The organism is Streptosporangium sp. NPDC053982 (assembly GCF_055585205.1).
On record NZ_JBVJKQ010000005.1, the window covers coordinates 123,301 to 140,208 of the forward strand.

General features: G+C 72.5%; 18 protein-coding genes. 11 read left to right on the forward strand and 7 right to left on the reverse strand.

Translation table 11 applies throughout. The annotated features are described in order from the left end of the window. Positions 1–36: 36 nt before the first annotated feature. Positions 37–783, reverse strand: a complete 747-nt coding sequence (locus ACZ6W9_RS10130) for a TetR/AcrR family transcriptional regulator (RefSeq protein WP_470117311.1) — start codon at positions 781–783, stop codon at positions 37–39. 109 nt (positions 784–892) lie between these two features. Between ACZ6W9_RS10130 and ACZ6W9_RS10135 the strand changes: the two genes are divergently transcribed. Both ACZ6W9_RS10135 and ACZ6W9_RS10140 read left to right on the forward strand, forming a co-directional pair. Next, the gene (locus ACZ6W9_RS10135; RefSeq protein WP_389969362.1) at positions 893–1,975 is read left to right on the forward strand and encodes an alpha/beta fold hydrolase; all 1,083 of its coding nucleotides are present in this window, start codon (positions 893–895) and stop codon (positions 1,973–1,975) included. A gap of 243 nt (positions 1,976–2,218) precedes the next feature. Continuing rightward, positions 2,219–3,118 carry a recombinase family protein gene (locus ACZ6W9_RS10140; protein ID WP_389969360.1) on the forward strand — a complete coding sequence of 300 codons (900 nt, stop codon included), beginning with the start codon at positions 2,219–2,221 and terminating at the stop codon, positions 3,116–3,118. Here ACZ6W9_RS10140 and ACZ6W9_RS10145 read toward each other — a convergent pair. After that, positions 3,103–3,333, reverse strand: coding sequence for a hypothetical protein (locus ACZ6W9_RS10145; protein ID WP_470117314.1), 231 nt, complete (start codon positions 3,331–3,333; stop codon positions 3,103–3,105). The genes ACZ6W9_RS10140 and ACZ6W9_RS10145 overlap by 16 nt on opposite strands. On the opposite strand from ACZ6W9_RS10145, the gene ACZ6W9_RS10150 reads away from it, so the two are divergent. The 3 genes from ACZ6W9_RS10150 to ACZ6W9_RS10160 all read left to right on the forward strand — a co-directional run bounded on the left by ACZ6W9_RS10150 (position 3,295) and on the right by ACZ6W9_RS10160 (position 6,100). Then, positions 3,295–4,140 carry a serine hydrolase domain-containing protein gene (locus tag ACZ6W9_RS10150; RefSeq protein WP_470117572.1) on the forward strand — a complete coding sequence of 282 codons (846 nt, stop codon included), beginning with the start codon at positions 3,295–3,297 and terminating at the stop codon, positions 4,138–4,140. The genes ACZ6W9_RS10145 and ACZ6W9_RS10150 overlap by 39 nt on opposite strands. Before the next feature lie 161 nt (positions 4,141–4,301). Beyond that, on the forward strand, positions 4,302–5,084 hold the full coding sequence (locus ACZ6W9_RS10155; protein WP_389969354.1) for a MerR family transcriptional regulator: 783 nt from the start codon (positions 4,302–4,304) through the stop codon (positions 5,082–5,084). A 137-nt stretch (positions 5,085–5,221) separates the two neighbouring features. Further along, the gene (locus ACZ6W9_RS10160; RefSeq protein ID WP_389969352.1) at positions 5,222–6,100 is read left to right on the forward strand and encodes an alpha/beta fold hydrolase; all 879 of its coding nucleotides are present in this window, start codon (positions 5,222–5,224) and stop codon (positions 6,098–6,100) included. An 85-nt stretch (positions 6,101–6,185) separates the two neighbouring features. Here ACZ6W9_RS10160 and ACZ6W9_RS10165 read toward each other — a convergent pair whose 3' ends face one another. The 3 genes from ACZ6W9_RS10165 to ACZ6W9_RS10175 all read right to left on the reverse strand — a co-directional run bounded on the left by ACZ6W9_RS10165 (position 6,186) and on the right by ACZ6W9_RS10175 (position 8,712). Beyond that, the gene (locus tag ACZ6W9_RS10165; RefSeq protein WP_470117316.1) at positions 6,186–7,460 is read right to left on the reverse strand and encodes an RNA polymerase sigma factor; all 1,275 of its coding nucleotides are present in this window, start codon (positions 7,458–7,460) and stop codon (positions 6,186–6,188) included. Between the two features lie 131 nt (positions 7,461–7,591). Beyond that, positions 7,592–7,975, reverse strand: a complete 384-nt coding sequence (locus tag ACZ6W9_RS10170) for a YciI family protein (RefSeq protein ID WP_389969348.1) — start codon at positions 7,973–7,975, stop codon at positions 7,592–7,594. Between the two features lie 107 nt (positions 7,976–8,082). Further along, positions 8,083–8,712 (reverse strand): DUF899 domain-containing protein, encoded by a 630-nt coding sequence (locus ACZ6W9_RS10175; protein ID WP_389969346.1) that lies wholly within the window; start codon positions 8,710–8,712, stop codon positions 8,083–8,085. Positions 8,713–8,998: 286 nt separating this feature from the next. Here ACZ6W9_RS10175 and ACZ6W9_RS10180 point away from each other — a divergent pair, with 286 nt between their 5' ends. Together ACZ6W9_RS10180 and ACZ6W9_RS10185 are read left to right on the forward strand one after the other, a co-directional pair. Next, complete coding sequence (locus ACZ6W9_RS10180) at positions 8,999–9,643, forward strand: flavin reductase family protein (protein WP_389969344.1); 645 nt, start codon at positions 8,999–9,001, stop codon at positions 9,641–9,643. Between the two features lie 325 nt (positions 9,644–9,968). Next, a complete protein-coding gene (locus ACZ6W9_RS10185; RefSeq protein ID WP_389969342.1) occupies positions 9,969–11,105 on the forward strand; it encodes a hypothetical protein in 1,137 nt (378 codons plus the stop codon). A 199-nt stretch (positions 11,106–11,304) separates the two neighbouring features. Here the strand turns inward: ACZ6W9_RS10185 and ACZ6W9_RS10190 are convergent, their stop codons facing one another. Continuing rightward, on the reverse strand, positions 11,305–12,003 hold the full coding sequence (locus ACZ6W9_RS10190) for an alpha/beta fold hydrolase (RefSeq protein ID WP_470117320.1): 699 nt from the start codon (positions 12,001–12,003) through the stop codon (positions 11,305–11,307). A gap of 134 nt (positions 12,004–12,137) precedes the next feature. Between ACZ6W9_RS10190 and ACZ6W9_RS10195 the strand changes: the two genes are divergently transcribed. Next, positions 12,138–13,022: a LysR family transcriptional regulator gene (locus ACZ6W9_RS10195; protein ID WP_470117322.1), complete on the forward strand. Its 885-nt coding sequence runs from the start codon at positions 12,138–12,140 to the stop codon at positions 13,020–13,022. A 204-nt stretch (positions 13,023–13,226) separates the two neighbouring features. Here the strand turns inward: ACZ6W9_RS10195 and ACZ6W9_RS10200 are convergent, their stop codons facing one another. Next, complete coding sequence (locus tag ACZ6W9_RS10200) at positions 13,227–13,964, reverse strand: SDR family oxidoreductase (protein ID WP_470117323.1); 738 nt, start codon at positions 13,962–13,964, stop codon at positions 13,227–13,229. Between the two features lie 93 nt (positions 13,965–14,057). Between ACZ6W9_RS10200 and ACZ6W9_RS10205 the strand changes: the two genes are divergently transcribed. The 3 genes from ACZ6W9_RS10205 (at position 14,058) to ACZ6W9_RS10215 (ending at position 16,822) form a co-directional block, all read left to right on the forward strand. After that, on the forward strand, positions 14,058–14,912 hold the full coding sequence (locus ACZ6W9_RS10205) for a LysR family transcriptional regulator (protein ID WP_389969334.1): 855 nt from the start codon (positions 14,058–14,060) through the stop codon (positions 14,910–14,912). Between the two features lie 426 nt (positions 14,913–15,338). Continuing rightward, positions 15,339–15,893 (forward strand): DUF2243 domain-containing protein, encoded by a 555-nt coding sequence (locus ACZ6W9_RS10210; protein WP_389969332.1) that lies wholly within the window; start codon positions 15,339–15,341, stop codon positions 15,891–15,893. A 50-nt stretch (positions 15,894–15,943) separates the two neighbouring features. Beyond that, positions 15,944–16,822, forward strand: a complete 879-nt coding sequence (locus ACZ6W9_RS10215; RefSeq protein WP_389969330.1) for a cytochrome c oxidase assembly protein — start codon at positions 15,944–15,946, stop codon at positions 16,820–16,822. Positions 16,823–16,908: the final 86 nt, after the last annotated feature.

The following is a 16,908-nucleotide window of genomic DNA, read 5'->3' on the forward strand; positions in this document are numbered from 1 at the left end:
GTCAGTAGGTCAGCGATCGTAGGGGGGTGATGCTCGCTAGCCACGGTCGATGAGCACTTGGACGCCGTCGAGGATGCGATCAAGGCCGAAGCCGAGTGGATCGAGCTCGGTGGAGGTGAATGCGCCGTCGGCGATCGCCTTGGTCAGGGCGGGGAAGCGATTGCTGTGGCGGTTGAGTAGTTCGCTGGTCAGGCGACCCCATTCGCGGTTGTGGTCCTCGTCGAAGTCGGCCCGTTGCTGGGCGAGGTTGCGTACCTGCCCGGCGATCAGCAGGAAGACCTGGTGGCGTTGGCCGGCGGTCAGACCGGTGGGTTCCAGGGCGGCAAGTGCGGCGTCCATCCAGGCGAGTTGGTGGGGGCCCATGATCTGCCGGCGCATGGCGGTGGCGGCCAGCAGCCAGGGGTGGGCCTGGTAGACCCCCCACTGGCGGTGGGCCCACACGGAAAGCCGGGGTCGCCAGGCGGAGCCGGCGGCCGACAGGTCGGGGGGTTCGGCGAGGACGGCTTCCACCATCAATTCGACGAGTTCGGTCTTGCCGGGCACGTAGCGGTACAGGGCCATGGCGGAGACGCCGAATTCGGCGGCGACCTTGTTCATCGAGACGGCCTCCAGCCCTTCGGCGTCGGCGAGGGTCACGGCGGCTTCGGCGATGCGCTGGGGGGTGAGGCTGGGCTTGGGGCCGCGGGCGGGCTGGTCCTGTTCGCCCCACAGCAGTGCGATGCCCGTCGGCAGGTCGCGCGCCTTCTTGTCTTTGTTCTCGCGCGGCTTGGCTGCCCTGGCCATGGTCGCTCCCCTTGGTGAGGTCTTCGCGGACGTCGGTTGACACCCTCCCACAACTGTATATAGCGTAAACGCGCTTGTTACTGCTATAAACAGTTTAAGGAAGTAGCAGATGCTTGGCATCGCCATCGCCGCAACCGCCACTGCGGTCATCACCGTCCCCGTCGCAGGCCTGCTCGGCTACCGCCAGCTCAGGCGCACCGCCCACGCCAAACGACTACGCATCACCAGCCCGCACGGCATCGAGGAATCCGGGTTCCTCCGCATCGGCGGCATCGACCAGTGGATCACCATCCGCGGCGAAGACCGCCGCAACCCGGTGATCCTGGAACTCCACGGCGGCCCCGGCGCCACCAACCTGATCTTCGCCTCGCGCACCCGCTCCTGGGAGCGGCACTTCACGATCGTGCGGTGGGACATGCGCGGCGCTGGCAAGACCTTCGCTCACGGCGGACCCGACGGGCAGGGAGACATGAGCCTGCAGCGCCTTGAGCGCGACGCCCTGGAGGTCACCCAGCACATCCGCGCCCGGCTCGGCGTCGACAAAGTCGTGCTGCTCGGCTGCTCCTTCGGCTCCATCGTCGGGCTGCGCCTGGCCCGCAACCACCCGGAGCTGTACTGCGCCTACGTCGGCACCGACCAGAACATCAACGCCGGCGGCCGCGACCACACCGCCTACCGCGCGCTGCTGGACCGGCTCGGCGCGGCCGGCAAGAGCAAGGAATTGGCCGCCGTCACCACGATGGGCGCGGACAGGTCGGCCTGGGGCGCCGAGGACTGGTCGCAGTACAACAAGCACACCGTCGGCTCCGACCCGCTCACCTTCGACACCATCAAGACCGTCGTGGTCGGCTCCCTGCTGTCCTCGCCCCTGCACTCCCTGCGCGAGCTGCCTGCCTACACCAAGGCCATGAGCTTCTCCGAGCGCGTCGCGCCCGAGTCCGCGACCATCGACGAATGGGCCGAAGGCACCACGTTCGCCATCCCGTTCTTCATCTTCCAGGGCGAGCGCGACGTGATCACCCCGCCCGAGCCGGTCCGGCGGTTCTTCGACGACGTCACCGCGCCCGTAAAGAACTTCGCCCTCATCCCGGACGCGAGCCACTTCGCCTCCTTCCGCCACCCCGATCGGTTCCTCGACCTGATGCTCACCAAGGTCCGGCCCATGCTCACCAGCCAACCGATCACCTGGTGAAGCGCCACAGCCCTTGGCCATCATGAACCCGTCGGCCCGGCGACTGGACATCGGAGCCGCTGCTCGAGTCGCTGCGAATGCAATTTGGCTCTGCGTAGCCAAGTGGCACTGTGCTGTTCTCAGAAATGAGGAGTTCTGACACGCCGACCCGCCGGAGGGTGTCCGGTTTGTCCTTGCCCGTCGTTCTCATAACCTCCCGCAAAACCGTGTTCTCACAACAGTGCGCACAGTAGGTTCTGCGACATGAGTGATCTCGCCGAGTCGGCGGCTGCGGTCGAGCGCTTCACTTGTCCGACGTGCCAGGCGCCGGCGGGGAGCGCCTGCCGGACCCGGGGCGGGAAGGTCGCGCCGAAGTACCACACGCCGCGCTTCATGCTGGTGCCGCACCTGCGGGCAGAGCTGGAGGTGCGCACGCCCGTCGACCGCGGTCCCGGCCGGGTTTGGGTGGCGAGCCCGGCACCCGAAGCCGCCGACGCCGGTGCCACCCGGGCCGGGGCCAAGCCCACCCGGGTCGGGTACGCCCGGTGCAGCACCGCGCAGCAGGAGCTGCAGAACCAGATCGACGCCCTGCGCCAGGCGGGATGTGAGCCGATCTTCTCGGAGAAGATCGGCACCCGCGTGAAGGTGCGGCCGGAGTTCACCAAGGCGATGGACTTCGCCCGCACCATCAAGCAGGCGGTCCCGCATCAGCGGGTGATCTTCACGGTGCATGAGATGAAGCGCCTCGGGCGGGGCGCGGCCGAGCTGCTGACCACCGCCGAACAACTGCGGCGGGCCGATATCCAGCTGGAGCTGCTCACCGGCCCGTTGCAGGGCGTGTATGACCCGAGCGGGCACGGGGCCGCGTTGTTCGCGTTCTTCGCCGGGATGGCCGAGTCCGAACGCGAGTACATCCGGGAGAAGTCGCTGGAGGGCCAGGCTTCGGCCCGTGAGCGCGGCCGCCACGGCGGCCGACCGAAGGTGTTCGACGACGACATGGTATTTTACGCCCGCAGCCTGCGTGCGCGGGGCGTGCCGGTGCCGCAGATCGCGGCCAAGCTGGTCATTCCGGCCGGCAAGAACAAGGGCCGCCATCCGTCGCTGGCCAGCGTCTATCGGGTGCTGGCCGAGGATGCCGGTCCAGAGGCTCAGGCGCTCGCTTGAGCGCCGTCGTGGAAGGGACGCAAGCCCCCGGCCACGTCGGCGCGGGAGAAGGCGTAGCGGCCCAGGAAGTTGATGTGGTCGTACTGGATCGGTGACAGCCGCGCGCACATATCATCGGTGCCGAGGGCAGGATCGGTCTGGACGCCCCGGCGGCGGACCATCTGCCCGGGTTCGGGCTGGACCCGCGGATCACCGTGCGGATGCTGCTGCAGCACACCAGCGGGGTGTTCAACTTCAGCGGCGAGGTCCACGGCGACGGGACGATCGTGACGGGGATCCCCATCCCCTACGGCGCCACGGGCAAAGAGTGGCTGGACAACCGGTTCAAGACCTACCGGCCGCAGGAGTTGGTGGAGCTGGCGTTGTCCAAGCCGGCCCGGTTCGAGCCGGGCACGGGCTGGAGCTACTCCAACACCAACTACGTGCTGGCCAGGCTACTGATCGAAAAGATCACCGGCCGTACCTACGCGGAGGAGATGCAGCGGCTCATCCTGAGGCCGCTCGGGCTGTCGGGCACCGTGGTGCCGGACGCCTCGCCGGAGATCCCCGAACCGCACGCTCACGCCTACTACCGTTACGAGGAGGACGGCGAGCGGAAGACGATCGACATCACCCGCCAGAACCCCTCCTGGATCTCCACCGGCGGCGACATGATCTCGACCACCCGGGACCTGCACACGTTCGTCTCCGCGCTGATGGGCGGCAGGCTCCTGCCGGCCGGGTTGCTGGCCGAGATGTGCGCCCCGCACCCGACGGGCATCCCGAACATGGACTACGGCCTCGGCGTGTTCGTGCTGACCACGGACGACGGCGGCACCGTCATATCCCACAACGGCGCCGCCGTGGGCCACGCGGCGCTGATGTACAGCACCCCCGACGGCAGCAAGACCCTGACCGCCGCGCTGAACTGCGTGGACGACGCCGACCTGTCCATAGCGGCAGCGTTCCGTAGCGCTCAGCAAAGGCTCCTCAACGAGGTGTTCCGCGCCGGGCACGCCCACCCGGCTCAGCCGACGGACTGAGCGCCTGTGACTCGTACGCCGCGAGGGCCCCTTCCGTCCACGCGCCGGGTGGAACCCGAAAGGGGGTCACGCCGGACTCGAGGAGCTCGGCGTGGCCTGTCCGCATGCTCGGCTGCGGTCCGCACGGTCGCCGAGTCCGAGCCCAGGGCAGGATTACGCAGATGAACGGAGTCACGATCGGGCAGGCGGCGGCATTCGTCGGCGTCACGGTGAAGACGGTGCGGCACTATCACAAGCTCGGCCTGGTGAAGGAGCCGGAACGCGATGGTTCCGGCTACCGGAGGTACGGATCGGCCGAGCTGCTGCGGCTGGTGCAGGCCCGGACGCTGGCCGCCGCCGGGGTGCCCCTGGCCGAGATCGGGTCCCTGCTCGACGCCGGCCCCGCGCTGTTCGCCGCCGCGCTCGCCGACGTCGAGCGGCGGCTCACCGAACGGATCGAGGAGCTGGTCGCGCGGCGTGACATGTTGCACCGGCTCGCCGACGGCGACCGGGCCCTGCTGCCTGACCGTGCCGTGGCGCTGCTGGAGAGAATGTCCGGCCTCGGCTTCCCCGCGGAGGAGGTGGCGGCCGCCAGGGAGGGCTGGGTCCTGGCCAGGGCACTGGTCCCCGAGGGCTTCGACGACTACCTCACCCATATCGAGCACGCCCTCGAGGACACCCGGTTCGTCACCTTGGTCAAGCGCGCGACCGAAGCCGCGGCCTGGGAACCGGACGACCCGCGCATCGCCGAGCTCGCCGCCGCCATGGCCGGCCATTTCCTCGCCAATCCCGCGCACCTGAAGATCGTGACCGGTCTGCAGGCCCGCACCGAGACCGCGATCCGGTACACGCTGATCGCCCTCCACGGCGAAGATCAGGGATCGGCCGCGGCCCGCGGGGTCGCGCTCGTCGAGACCGAGCTCCGCGCCGCCGGCGTCCACATCCCCAGACCGGGCACCCACTGACCGTGCCGTGCCCTGGCACTTCGGCCCGGCGTCCGGCCCCGTGGGTCCGGGCGCGTGCTCATCGGATGCTCATCGGCGCCCGGCAGGCTGGGGACACCCCCCGCCCGCCGTCCGAGAACCGAACGAGGAGTATGACCATGCCGCCTGCCATCGCCGGATTCGACCAACGGCGCGTCCCCGTCGCCGAGGGGGTGTCGCTGAACGTCGCCGTCGCCGGTTCGGGCAGCCCGATCGTGCTGCTGCACGGCTTCCCGCAGACGCACCTGATGTGGCGGCACGTCGCCGCCGACCTCGCGGCCGACCACACCGTCATCTGCCCCGACCTGCGCGGCTACGGCGCCAGCGACAAACCCGCCGCGACCGGCCCGGACGTCTACGCCAAGCGCACCATGGCCGCCGACGTCGTCGCCCTGGCCCGCGCGCTGGGGCACGAGCGCTTCGCGCTGGCCGGGCACGACCGCGGGGCCCTGGTCGCCTTCCGCGCCGGGCTCGACCACCCCGGGACGATCACCCACCTGGCCTGCCTGGACGTGCTGCCGACCCTGGACATGTGGGAGGCGATGCACGGCGTGACCGCCGCCGTCGGCTTCCACCTCTACCTGATGGCCCAGCCGCCCGGCCTGCCGGAGCGGATGATCACCGCGAGCGCCGACGCGTTCTTCGGCCACTTCCTCGACGCCTGGACGGGCGACCCCGGAGCCGTGCCCGCCGACGTCCGCGCCGCCTACCTGGACGCCTGCCGCGACGCGGTGCCCTCGATCGTCGCCGACTACCGCGCCTCGGCCGGTGTCGACGTCGAGCACGACCGGGCCGACCGGGAGGCCGGGAACCGGCTGCGGATGCCGGTGGCCGTGCTCCAGCAGGACTGGGGCGCCGCCCTCGGCTACGACGCCGCCGCGCTGTGGGGCGCCTGGGCGGCCGACCTGCGGCACACCACCGTCACCCACGGCCACTTCATGGCCGAGGAGGCCCCCGCCGAGGTCGCCGCGGTCCTGCGGGACCTGCTCACCCGCTGAGAGCGGCGCGGCCCGCCGTACGGCGGGGCCCGGGGCGGCCCCGGAAGTCGGGCGGACGGTCTCGGACGTCGGGCGGTCCCGGACGTCAGGCGGGCCCCGGCGGCGGGCCGGCCGTGCCGGAGGAGGTGACGGCGTCCAGCCTGCGCCGCAGGTGGGCCCGTTCCGGCTCGGTCCCGGCCAGCGCGAGCGCCTCCCGGTAGGCAGCCGCGGCCTCCCCGAGGCGGCCGAGCCGGCGCAGCAGGTCGGCGCGAGCCGCCGGATAGGGGTGGTAGGCGCGCAGCAGCGGCTCGCCGGCCAGCCCGTCCAGCAGCGCCAGCCCTGCCTCGGGGCCGTCGCGCATCGCCACCGCCACCGCCCGGTTCAGCGCCGCGACCGGGGACGGCGCGAGAGCGAGCAGCACGTCGTAGAGCGCCACGATCTGCGGCCAGTCGGTGGTCGCGACGTCGGCGGCCTCGTCGTGCAGGGCGGCGATCGCGGCCTGCACGCCGTACGGGCCGGGCGGGCCGCCGCTCAGCGCGGCGACCACCAGGCCGCCGCCCTCCTCGATCATCGTCCCGTCCCACCGGCCGCGGTCCTGGTCGTCGAGCAGCACGACCTCACCGTCCGGGCCGGTCCTGGCCTCGCGCCGCGCGTGGACCAGCAGCATCAGCCCGAGCAGCCCGGCGACCTCCCGCTCGGCGGGCAGCAGCCGGCGCAGGATCCGCGTCAGCCGGATGGCCTCCTCGGCCAGGTCGAGCCGTTGCAGGTCGGGACCGGAGCTGGCCGCGTACCCCTCGGTGAAGACCGAGTAGATGACCCCGAGGACCCCCGGCAGCCGCCGCGGCAACTCGTCCGCGCCGGGCACGCGGAACGGGATGCGGGCCTGGCGGATCTTCTTCTTCGCCCGCACGATCCGCTGGGCCATCGTCGCGGGCGGGACGAGGAAGGCCCGCGCGACCTCGGGCGTCGCCAGCCCGGCCAGGCAGCGCAGCGTCAGCGCCACCCGGTCCTCGGCGGCGAGAGCCGGGTGGGCGCAGGTGAAGAACAGCTGCAGCCGCTCGTCGGGCAGGTCGCCGTCACCGCCCGGGTCCGCGGCGGGACCGGCCCGGTCGGCCTCCACCTGCAGGATCGCCAGCCGGGCGGCGTAGGCCCGGTCGCGCCGCAGCCGGTCGACGGCACGACGCCGCGCCGTCGTCATCAGCCAGGCCCCGGGCCTGTCGGGCACGCCCTCGGCCGGCCAGTGGATCAGCGCCGCCTCGACCGCCTCGGAGGCGACCTCCTCGGCCAGGTCGAGGTCGCCGAAGCGGCGGACGAGGGCGGCGAGCAACCGGCCGTGCTCCTCCCGGAACACCGCCTCCACCGACACCCCCACCGGCTCCACGGGTTTTCCCGGTTCGCCGGGACTCCCGAGGTCACCGGACGTCTCCGGACCCTCGGATTCCGCGGGGACCTCGAGGCCGTCGGGAGCCGACGGCGCGGAGTCCCCGCCGGCTGCTCGCTCCTCCACCGTCGTCAGTCGAACTCGGCGATCGGCCGCACCACCATCGACCCGGCCCGCGCGCCGGGGCAGCGGGCGGCCCAGTCGAGCGCGACGTCGAGATCGGGCACGTCGAGGACGTAGTAGCCGCCGAGGATCTCCCGCGCCTCGGCGAACGGCCCGTCCGTGGTGACGGACCGCTCACCCGAGGCGTCGACCCGGACCCTCGTGGCGGTGGTCAGGTCGGCCAGCGCGTGCCCGCTGACGTAGGCCCCCGACTCCCTGACGGCCTTGTCGTAGACCATCCAGTCCTCGAAGGACGACCCCTCGGCCGACTCGACGTCGCCGTCGGTCGTCGCGGCACTGTAGATCAGCAGCATGTACTTCATCGCGGGACTTCCCGTTCTCGTGGTCGTCATGGTTCTCGTACGGCGGGCTCGCCGCACGTGATGACGACGAACGGGACCCGGGCGTATCGACACGCCTCCCGGATTTCTCCCGGACCGTTTCTCGATGGTCCGGTGTCCTACCCGTAGGTGGGGTGCTGCGGCCAGCCGGGCGGGGAGTCCTCCCAGTCCTCCTGCCGGCCGTACGGGGTCAGGTCGAGGATGCTGTGCAGGAAGACGAGCCGGTCCACGCCGCGGGCGGTGGTGCCGTAGGTCCGGTAGACCTCGTCGCCGTCGCGCAGGAACACACTGAGCATGAACCCGCCGCCGGCGCCGCAGTCGTCGGAGAACGACGTGCCGCGAGAGGACACGAACGGCAGCGTCCAGCCCATCCGCGCCTTGTACGCCTCGATCTGGGCGAGCGGCATATTCGACACGGTCACCCAGGTGACATCGCGGTCGGCCAGCCCGGCCAGCGCCGCCACCGGGACGTTGTTCGTGAAGCCGGTGCATCCGGGGCAGTAGTGGTCGGGCCCGTTGTCCATGAACTGGTAGACGACCAGTTGCCGCCGGCCCTCGAACAGGTCGAGCAGGGTCTTCGGACCGTCCGGCGTGTCGAAGACGTATTCGCCGTCGAACCTGACCATCGGCAGACGGCGGCGCCGCGCGGCCAGCGCGTCCAGCGCCCGGGTGGCCTCCTTCTCGGCCTTGAGCAGGTCCTCGCGGGCCCGCCGCCACTCCTCGGCCGAGACGATCTCCGGTTTCTCCATCGGTCGATGATGCCCTAGGAGACCGACAGAATCGCGGACCGGCGGAGCGGGGACCGGCGAGGATGATCCCGGCGCGGCCGCGCGGCCGGTCGCCTCGTGAGCGGTGCCGGACGCCCGCCGTACGGACCCGGCTCCGAAGACACCATGGCCTCCGGAGAACGCCGTGGTCTCCGGAAGCGCAGTGGTCTCCGGAGAACGACGTCCGATCGCCGCCAGCGGTCCGGGGACGGATGTCCGCATAGTGGGGTCCGCCCGGACCGGACAGGACTCGCAGAAGGACTCGTCAGTGCACAAGCCCCTCGATCTGAAAGTGATGTACTTCGGCACGCCCGTGGTGCTCATCGGCTCCCGCAACGAGGACGGCACCGCCAACCTCGCGCCGATGTCCTCGGCGTGGTGGCTGGGGGAGTGCTGCATGCTGGGTCTGGGGAACAGCGCGCAGACGACGGCGAACCTGCTGCGCGAGCGCGAGTGCGTGCTCAACCTGCCCTCCTCGGCGATGGTCGACGCCGTCGACCGGCTCGCACTGACCACCGGGACGCGGACGGTCCCGCCGCACAAGGTACGGCAGGGCTACCGGTACGAGCCGGACAAGTTCGCCGTCGCGGGGCTGACCGAACAGCAGGCGGACCTGGTGCGGGCACCCCGGGTCGCCGAGTGCCCGGTCCAGCTGGAGTGCCGGGTCATCGGGGTCCATCCCTTCGGCGTCCCCGAGCCGCACGCCACCGCCTTCCAGGTCGAGGTCGTGCGGGTCCACGTCGAGGAGGAACTGATCATTCCGGGGACGGACCACATCGACCCGATCGGGTGGGACCCGCTCATCATGAAGTTCTGCGAGTTCTTCGGCGGCGGGGACAACGTTCACCCCTCCCGGCTCGCCGAGGGCTGGGAGATGCCGCACGACCTCCGGCGCGCGGGCGCGACCGCGTAGAAGCCGGAGCCGGACGAGGAGGCGGCCGCCGCGTCCCTGACAGGCCGCCGCCTTCCTGGCAGGCCATCGCGTTCCTGACGGGCCGCCGCCTTCCTGACGGGCGGGCGCGACCGCGTAGGAACCGGGGAGCCCGCCGCGCGGGGTCCGGACGGCCGGGGTCCCGGGCCCGCCGACCGGACCGGGGTTCCCCGTGGGGGACGGGGAGAGGCCCGTCGGCCAGGTTGGGCCTTCCCGGCGGTCCCGCGGCGGGTTATCAAGGGGCCGGGGACCGTACGAGCCGTCCCCGCTCACGGACACCGCCCCGCCGCGGATGGAGGACGACGTCATGCTCCGGTTGTGGAAGGCGATCGCCCGCACGCTCTGCGCCGCCGCCCTGGTCGCGGCCGGGCTCACCGTGCCCGCCGTATCGACCGTGTCAGCCGCGGCCGACCTGCCCCGCTGGGCGTGGGCCGTCGTCGGGGGCGGCTCAGCCCCGACCGTCTACTACCAGTTCGGCACGTGGGCCTCCGGGCTCGCGGCCGAGGCCGTCTCCGGAGATCCCGGCCAGGTGCTCGTGAGGTTCCCGCAGTTCGGCGCGGCGGGCGGGGGAGTGGCCCACGTCACGGCGATCTCCTCCTCCGCCGACTGGTGTCAGGTCCAGGACCAGTGGCCGTCGGGTGACGATCTGATCGTGGCGGTGCGGTGCCAGCGGTACGGCGTCGGCCCGGTCACCCCGTGGTTCTCCGTGGTCTTCGGGTACGGCGGCGGGTACCCGAGCCCGATACCGCGCCAGGCGCTGGGGTACGTGCGCTGGGACGGCTCCGCCGTGGCCACGCAGTTCAACTCCGCGCGGTTCGGCTCCCCGGCCCCCGCCCCCGTGAACACCGTGACGCCGGGGACGTCCCCGGGTCTGTGGCGGGTCGCCCTGCCGGGGCTCGGCTCGGCGGGCCTAGCCGGGAGCATCCAGGTCACCGCGGTCGACCCGGCCGTTCCGGCGCGATGCAAGGTGGGCGGCTGGACCGCGACGACGGCCGCGCAGAACATCGTGGTGCGCTGCCACGACGCCGCCGGCGCCCCGCTGAACACCGGGTGGAACCTGACCTACCACCGGGAGAGCGCCGTCGTCTGGGCGCCCGGCTCGCCGTACCCGGCGTTCGCCTACACCTTCGACAACGACCCCGGCACCGCGGGCTCCTACGTTCCGACGCCGTACCCGGTCAGTCACAACTCGGTGCCCGGGGGCCTGCAGATCAGCGGGTACGGGACCGGCCTGAGGCGGGTCGCCTTCGGCGACGTGAACGCGGGATACGGCCGCGCTGGCAACGTCCAGGTCACCGCGTTCGGCTCCGGCGCGGAGTTCTGCAACCTGTACGGCCTCTGGACCGAGTCCGTGACGGGCGTGCTCACCCTGCACGCCTGCTACGACGGCGCGACCCGGGTCGTCCGTCCGGCGACGGTCACCTACGTGACCCGGCCCCGCTAGCCGGGTCTCCGCCACGCCGGGGCGGCGGTGAGGGCGCGGGGCCGCCGGCCCGTCACCTTCGCCGGCTCCCGCGTCTGTTCCGCTCGATCCCGTAGGCGATGACGAGCGCGATCACGATGCCGATGACGGCGATGATCCAGGTCGGTTCCATGACGTCTCCCTCCGACGGTCCGTGACCGGCCTACCCGGCCGGTGCGGCTCAAACGGGCGTGCCGGATCCCGGGGCGGGGCGGGCGATGTCGAGCAGGATCTTCAGCAGGTCGTCGGGCGCGTCCCGCATGAGGTTGTGCCGGGCGGTGAGCGCGTGCGTCGTCCACGACGGGTCCTCGCTCAGCCGCCGGTAGACGGGGGTGAACGGCGACTCGCGGTCCCCCCACTCGGTGGCGTACACATAGTCCCTGCGCCGGAACCGCGAGAGGTCGCCGGCCAGCCGGATCGGCTGGAGCAGCGAGGCGAGGGGGTGGGGCGTGGTGCGCGGGTCGAAGAACGGCAGCGGCCGGGTCGCGTACCCGGCCTCCGTCACGTCGAGGTACCACTCGTGCTCCTGGTCGGGGACGAGGTCCCAGCAGGAGTCGCCGTCCTGCGGCACGACGGCGTCCAGGTAGACCAGGGAGTCCACCCGGTCCGGGACGCGGTCGGCGGCCCCGGTGACGACCATGCCGCCGTAGCTGTGGCCGACCAGCACCGCGTCTTCGATCTCCTCGGCCTCCAGCACGGCGGTCACGTCCGTGATGTGCGTCTCCAGGTTCACCCCGGCGTCCAGCAGGTGGGCGCGTTCGCCGACCCCGGTCAGCGTCAGCGGGTACACCTCGTGGCCGTGCCGGCGCAGCCGTTCGGTGAGGGGCCGGTAGCTCCAGCCGCCGTGGCACATGCCGGGGACGAGGACGAAGGTCGCCATGGTCGTGCTCCTTGGATCGCCGGGATCGGCGGATCGGTTCAGGGGCCGGCGCGGACCGCCGGCGCCTCCAAGCCTGGTCGGCCCCTTTCCATAAGTCCAACAGATGGTTCTTATCAGAACTAGAATCACTGGTTATGGAGTTGCGTCAGCTGGAGTACTTCGTCGCCGTCGCCGAGGAGCGGAGCTTCACCCGCGCCGCCGAGCGGGTGCACATCAGCCAGTCCGGCGTCAGCGCCCAGATCCGCCGGCTGGAGCGCGAGCTGGGCGCCGAGCTGTTCGACCGATCGGCCCGCGTCGCCACCCTCACCGTCGCCGGCGAGGCGGCGCTCGGACACGCCCGTGCCGCGCTCGCCGCCGCCGGGGCGACCGGCCGGGCGGTGGGTGAGGTGACCGGCCTGCTCCGGGGACGGCTCACCGCCGGGATGGTGGTCGGCTGCACCGTCACGCCGCTGTTCGAGGCGCTGGCCGCGTTCCACCGGGCCCACCCCGGCGTGGAGATATCGCTGCTGGAGGACGGCTCCGACCGGCTCGTGGAGGGGGTGCGCACCGGCGCCCTCGACCTGGCCCTCGCCGGGACGGCCGCCCTCCCCGAGGGGCTGGAGACGCTGACGGTGGTGGACGAGCGGCTCGTCGCGGCGGTCCCGGCGGGCCACGCCCTGGCGGAACGACGGCGGGTGACCCTGGCCGAGCTGTGCGCGTACCCGATCGCGTGCATGCCGTCCGGCACCGGCGTGCGCACCGTGTTCGACCACGCCTGCGCCGCGCGCGGCCTTCAGCCCGCGGTCACGCTGCAGGCGAGCGCCCCCGACGCCGTCGCCGGTCTCGCCGCCCGCGGGCTGGCCGTCGCCGTGCTCAGCGCCTCGATGACCGAGGGCCACCGCGACAGGCTCGTCACCCTGCCCCTCGACGTCGAGACGCCGGCCCTGCTCGTCCTGGTGTGGAAGGACACGTCCAACCCCGCGGTGCGCGAGCTGCTCACACACGCCCGCCGGGCGTTCGCCGTTCCCGCCGCCGGCTGACCACCGTTCCCGTCACCGGCCGGAGGCGGGTCCCGGAAAGCGTGTCAGGACCCGTTCAGGTAGGTGAGGACGGCGAGGACGCGGCGGTCGCCGTCGTCGTCGGTGATGCCGAGCTTGTCGAACATGGAGGTGGTGTACCTGCCGATGGTGCTCTCGCTGAGGAACAGCCGTCGTCCGGGGCGGCGCGGGTCGTGGCCTTGGGAGTCACCAGGGGATGACGCCGTCGTCCTCGAAGAACGAACCGGTCGGGCCGCCGTCGGGCAGCGTGGCGAGCCGGATCGCGGTGGCCGCGCCCTGCTCGGGGGTGCGGGGTCCCTGGAAGCCGGTGAAGTCGGTCGCGACCAGGCCCGGACAGGCGGCGTTGACCAGGACGCCCGTGTCGGCGAGATGCCGGGCGTACTGCACGGTGACGGCGTTGAGGAACGACTTCGACGGCGCGTAGGCCGCCATGACGGGGCCGATCTCGATGTCCGGGTCCGCCTGCCGCGTCAGGGAGGCGACGGCGCTGGAGACGTTGACGACGCGCGGTGACGCCGAGCGCCGCAGCAGCGGCAGCATCGCGTTCGTCACCCGGATGACACCGATGACGTTGGTCTCCACGACCCGGCGGACCAGGCCGAGGTCGAGCGTGGTCGGGTCCTGCACCCACCCCGGCCCCGTCTCACCGGAGATTCCGGCGTTGTTGACCAGGACGTCCAGGCGCCCGGCCTTCCGCCCGATCAGGTCCGCGGCGTCGGCGACGCTCCGGTCGCCGGTCACGTCCAGGGGTACCCCGAACGCGTCCACTCCGGCGGCGCGCAGCTTCCCGACGGCGGACTCCCGCCGGGCCTCGTCGCGGGCCCCCAGGCCCACGCGGTAGCCGAGGGCGCCCAGCCCGGCCGCGATCTCGTATCCGATCCCCTTGTTCGCGCCGGTCACCAGCGCGATCTTCGTTTCGCTCATGCCGCCGATGCTCGCTCACAGGCGGGCGGCGCATCCAACATCGATGCGGTGCCCTGTGATACCCGGCGGGTATCGCCCGGGTATGGTGTGGCCGTGGACACCCTGGAGACCCGCGAGCTGAGGTACTTCGTGGCCGTCGCGGAGGAGCTGCACTTCGGCCGCGCCGCCGAGCGCCTCGGCATGGCCCAGCCGCCGCTGTCCCGGGCGATCCAGCGGCTCGAACGCCGCCTCGGCGTCTCCCTGCTGGAGCGCGACCGCCGCGGCGTCTCCCTGACCGGCGCCGGAGAGGTGCTGCTGCACGAGGGCCGCGCGGCTCTCGACGCGGTCAACGCCGCCGCGCACCGCGCCCGTCGCGCCGGCGGCCCGGGCGGCCCCCGTGACCGTCTGGTGCTGGCGGTGAAGGCCGCCGCGTCCCACGAGCTGCTGCAGAAGCTTCTCGCCGCCCACGCGGCCGAGCCCGGCGCCGCCGAGATCGAGGTGCTGCCGAGCGGCACCTGCGAGCAGGGGGATATGCTGCGCGACGGCCGCGCCGACGTGGCGCTCATGCACACGCCGTACAACTCCCTCGCCGGGTTCGACAGCGAGGAGCTGCTGACCGAGGGGCAGGTCGCCATCCTGCCCGCCGGGCACCCCCTCGCCGCGCGCGGGACCCTGTCCATGGCCGAGGTCAGCGACATCCCCGGCCTTCCGCTCGCCCGCTGGGCCCGTGACGGCGCCCACCCGCCCGGTCCCGGACCCGAGATCCGGGACCAGACGCAGCTGGCCCAGCTGATCGCCCTCGGACGCACGGCGGCCGTCATCCCCGACTCCGCGCGTGCCTGGCTGTGGGCCGAGCACGCCGCCGTCCCCCTGACCGACGCGCCCCCCGTCGTCACCCACATCGTCTGGCCCGCGCACAGCCGTTCCCTCGCCCTCGCCGGGCTGATCCGCACGGCCACCCGGCTGTGAGCCCCTCCCGGCCTCCGACACCGCCTCCATCGCCGCCGTCATCCCGGCGGCGCACCGCCTGATCGCCGGCCCCGCACCCCGCCGCCGCACAAGCCCGGCACGGGGCGTCCCAGGCGCGGGTGAACGCCGGGCTCCGGGGCTCGCCCCGATGCCCCTCGACTCTCGTCCAGGCCATGCCGCACCCGGGTAAGGGCCGGGCCAAGGACCGCCCGCGGCGGCGTTTCCGCACCTCACCGCGGTGATCCAGAGATCTACCATTCGATCCGTTCCGGGCTTTTCACGGCCCGTTCTCCCGTGTTTCCCGCCACGGCGGGGGAGTGCGGACATATTCCCCCGGATCGGCGGCATGTACCGGTGGGCCGCCACCTCGTTCGGGACGAACGACGCGACGGCGGCACCGGACGGGACGGACGAGGAGGTTCGCACATGACAGACACCGCGGCCGGAACGGTGGCGACGAGACGGGAGATCGTCCTGCCGGGCACGCTCCTCGGGGTCGGGCTCGGAGGGTTCGTCGACGGGATCCTCCTGCACCAGATCCTGCAGTGGCACCACATGCTGACCAGCACGAATACCGACAACATCGGGATCGGGTACTACCCGCCGAACACGGTTCCGGGCCTGCGGATGAACACGCTGTGGGACGGCTTCTTCCACGTGTTCTGCTGGCTGGCGGTGCTGGTGGGCCTGAGCCTGCTGCACGCGCGGGTCACCCACTCCCGCGGCCGGGTGTGGGGCTCGCGGATGCTGTGGGGCTGGATCCTTTTCGGGTGGGGGCTGTTCAACCTCGTCGAGGGCGTCGTCGACCACCACATCCTGGGCATCCACCACGTGCGCACCGACGCCTACCAGCTCTGGTGGGACCTCGGTTTCCTGCTGCTGGGCGTCCTGCTGATGGCCGGCGGCTGGCTGCTGCAGCGCGGCGGCCCGGCGGTGGACCTCTGCCACGACACCCCGCGCACCACCACGGCGGCCCCGTGACCTCCACCGTGATCTCCACTGTGGTCTCCACCGGAGTCTCCGGATCGCACGTGACATCTGTCGCCGTCGCGGACCTTCTCACCCGGCGGGCCGGCGACGTCCCGCTCCTGGCACACGAGGCGCACCACCACGGCGGGCTCTCCGGCGCGCTCCCGGCGGCGGGCGTCGCCGTACTGCTGGCGGCGTACCTGGCGATGGCGGCGCTACGGCGGCGCGAGCCCAGGGGGTGGAGCCCGTGGCGCACGGCGGCCTTCACCGCCGGCGCCGCGCTGCTCGCCGCGGGCCTGACCGGGCCGGTCGCCGCGTTCGCCGCAACCGACTTCCGCGGGCACATGCTCCAGCACCTGCTCATCGCGATGCTCGCCCCGCTGGGACTGGTGCTGGGAGCGCCGGTGACGCTGCTGCTGCGGTCGCTGCCCGCCGGCCGCGCCCGCCGCGTCACCGCCGTGCTGCGCAGCCGCCCCGCGCACGTGCTGGCCGACCCGTGGGTGGCGCTCACGCTGAACGTCGGCGGCATGGCCGCGCTGTACCTCACCCCCCTGTACGGCCTCTCCCACGCCGACCCGCTGTTGCACTCGCTCGTCCACCTGCACCTCGTGCTGGCGGGCTGCCTGTTCTCCTGGGTGATCGCCGGGCCGGACCCGGCGCCGCGGCGTCCCCCGGTGCCCAGGCGGCTGGTCGTGCTGGGCGTGTCGATCGCCGCGCACGCCACGCTGTCGCAGCTGATGTACGCCGGCCTGTTCGTCGGCGTGACGGCCCCCGGGCCGGAGCTGCGGGGCGCCGCGGAGATCATGTACTACGGCGGCGACATCGCCGAGTTGCTGCTGGCCCTGGCGCTGGTGACGACCTGGCGGCCCGCCCGGCCGCGCGTCGCCCCGCGGAGCCGCCCCACGCCCGAACCGGCCACGCCGGCCGTATCGGCGCCGTGAGCCCGAGGCCCCGCACGAAGCCTGACCCGGAGCCCGAGGCCCCGCACGGAGCCCGAGGACCTCACCTGGCGGCCGAGGACCTCACA

Bases quoted from the DNA above. Each gene is read 5' to 3' on its own strand.
- ACZ6W9_RS10175 (WP_389969346.1), bottom strand. From the start codon at position 8,712: ATGGAGAAACCGGAGATCGTCTCGGCCGAGGAGTGGCGGCGGGCCCGC.
- ACZ6W9_RS10210 (WP_389969332.1), top strand. From the start codon at position 15,339: ATGACAGACACCGCGGCCGGAACGGTGGCGACGAGACGGGAGATCGTC.
- ACZ6W9_RS10135 (WP_389969362.1), top strand. From the start codon at position 893: ATGCTTGGCATCGCCATCGCCGCAACCGCCACTGCGGTCATCACCGTC.
- ACZ6W9_RS10195 (WP_470117322.1), top strand. From the start codon at position 12,138: ATGGAGTTGCGTCAGCTGGAGTACTTCGTCGCCGTCGCCGAGGAGCGG.
- ACZ6W9_RS10185 (WP_389969342.1), top strand. From the start codon at position 9,969: ATGCTCCGGTTGTGGAAGGCGATCGCCCGCACGCTCTGCGCCGCCGCC.
- ACZ6W9_RS10160 (WP_389969352.1), top strand. From the start codon at position 5,222: ATGCCGCCTGCCATCGCCGGATTCGACCAACGGCGCGTCCCCGTCGCC.
- ACZ6W9_RS10155 (WP_389969354.1), top strand. From the start codon at position 4,302: ATGAACGGAGTCACGATCGGGCAGGCGGCGGCATTCGTCGGCGTCACG.
- ACZ6W9_RS10190 (WP_470117320.1), bottom strand. From the start codon at position 12,003: ATGGCGACCTTCGTCCTCGTCCCCGGCATGTGCCACGGCGGCTGGAGC.
- ACZ6W9_RS10170 (WP_389969348.1), bottom strand. From the start codon at position 7,975: ATGACGACCACGAGAACGGGAAGTCCCGCGATGAAGTACATGCTGCTG.
- ACZ6W9_RS10130 (WP_470117311.1), bottom strand. From the start codon at position 783: ATGGCCAGGGCAGCCAAGCCGCGCGAGAACAAAGACAAGAAGGCGCGC.
- ACZ6W9_RS10140 (WP_389969360.1), top strand. From the start codon at position 2,219: ATGAGTGATCTCGCCGAGTCGGCGGCTGCGGTCGAGCGCTTCACTTGT.
- ACZ6W9_RS10200 (WP_470117323.1), bottom strand. From the start codon at position 13,964: ATGAGCGAAACGAAGATCGCGCTGGTGACCGGCGCGAACAAGGGGATC.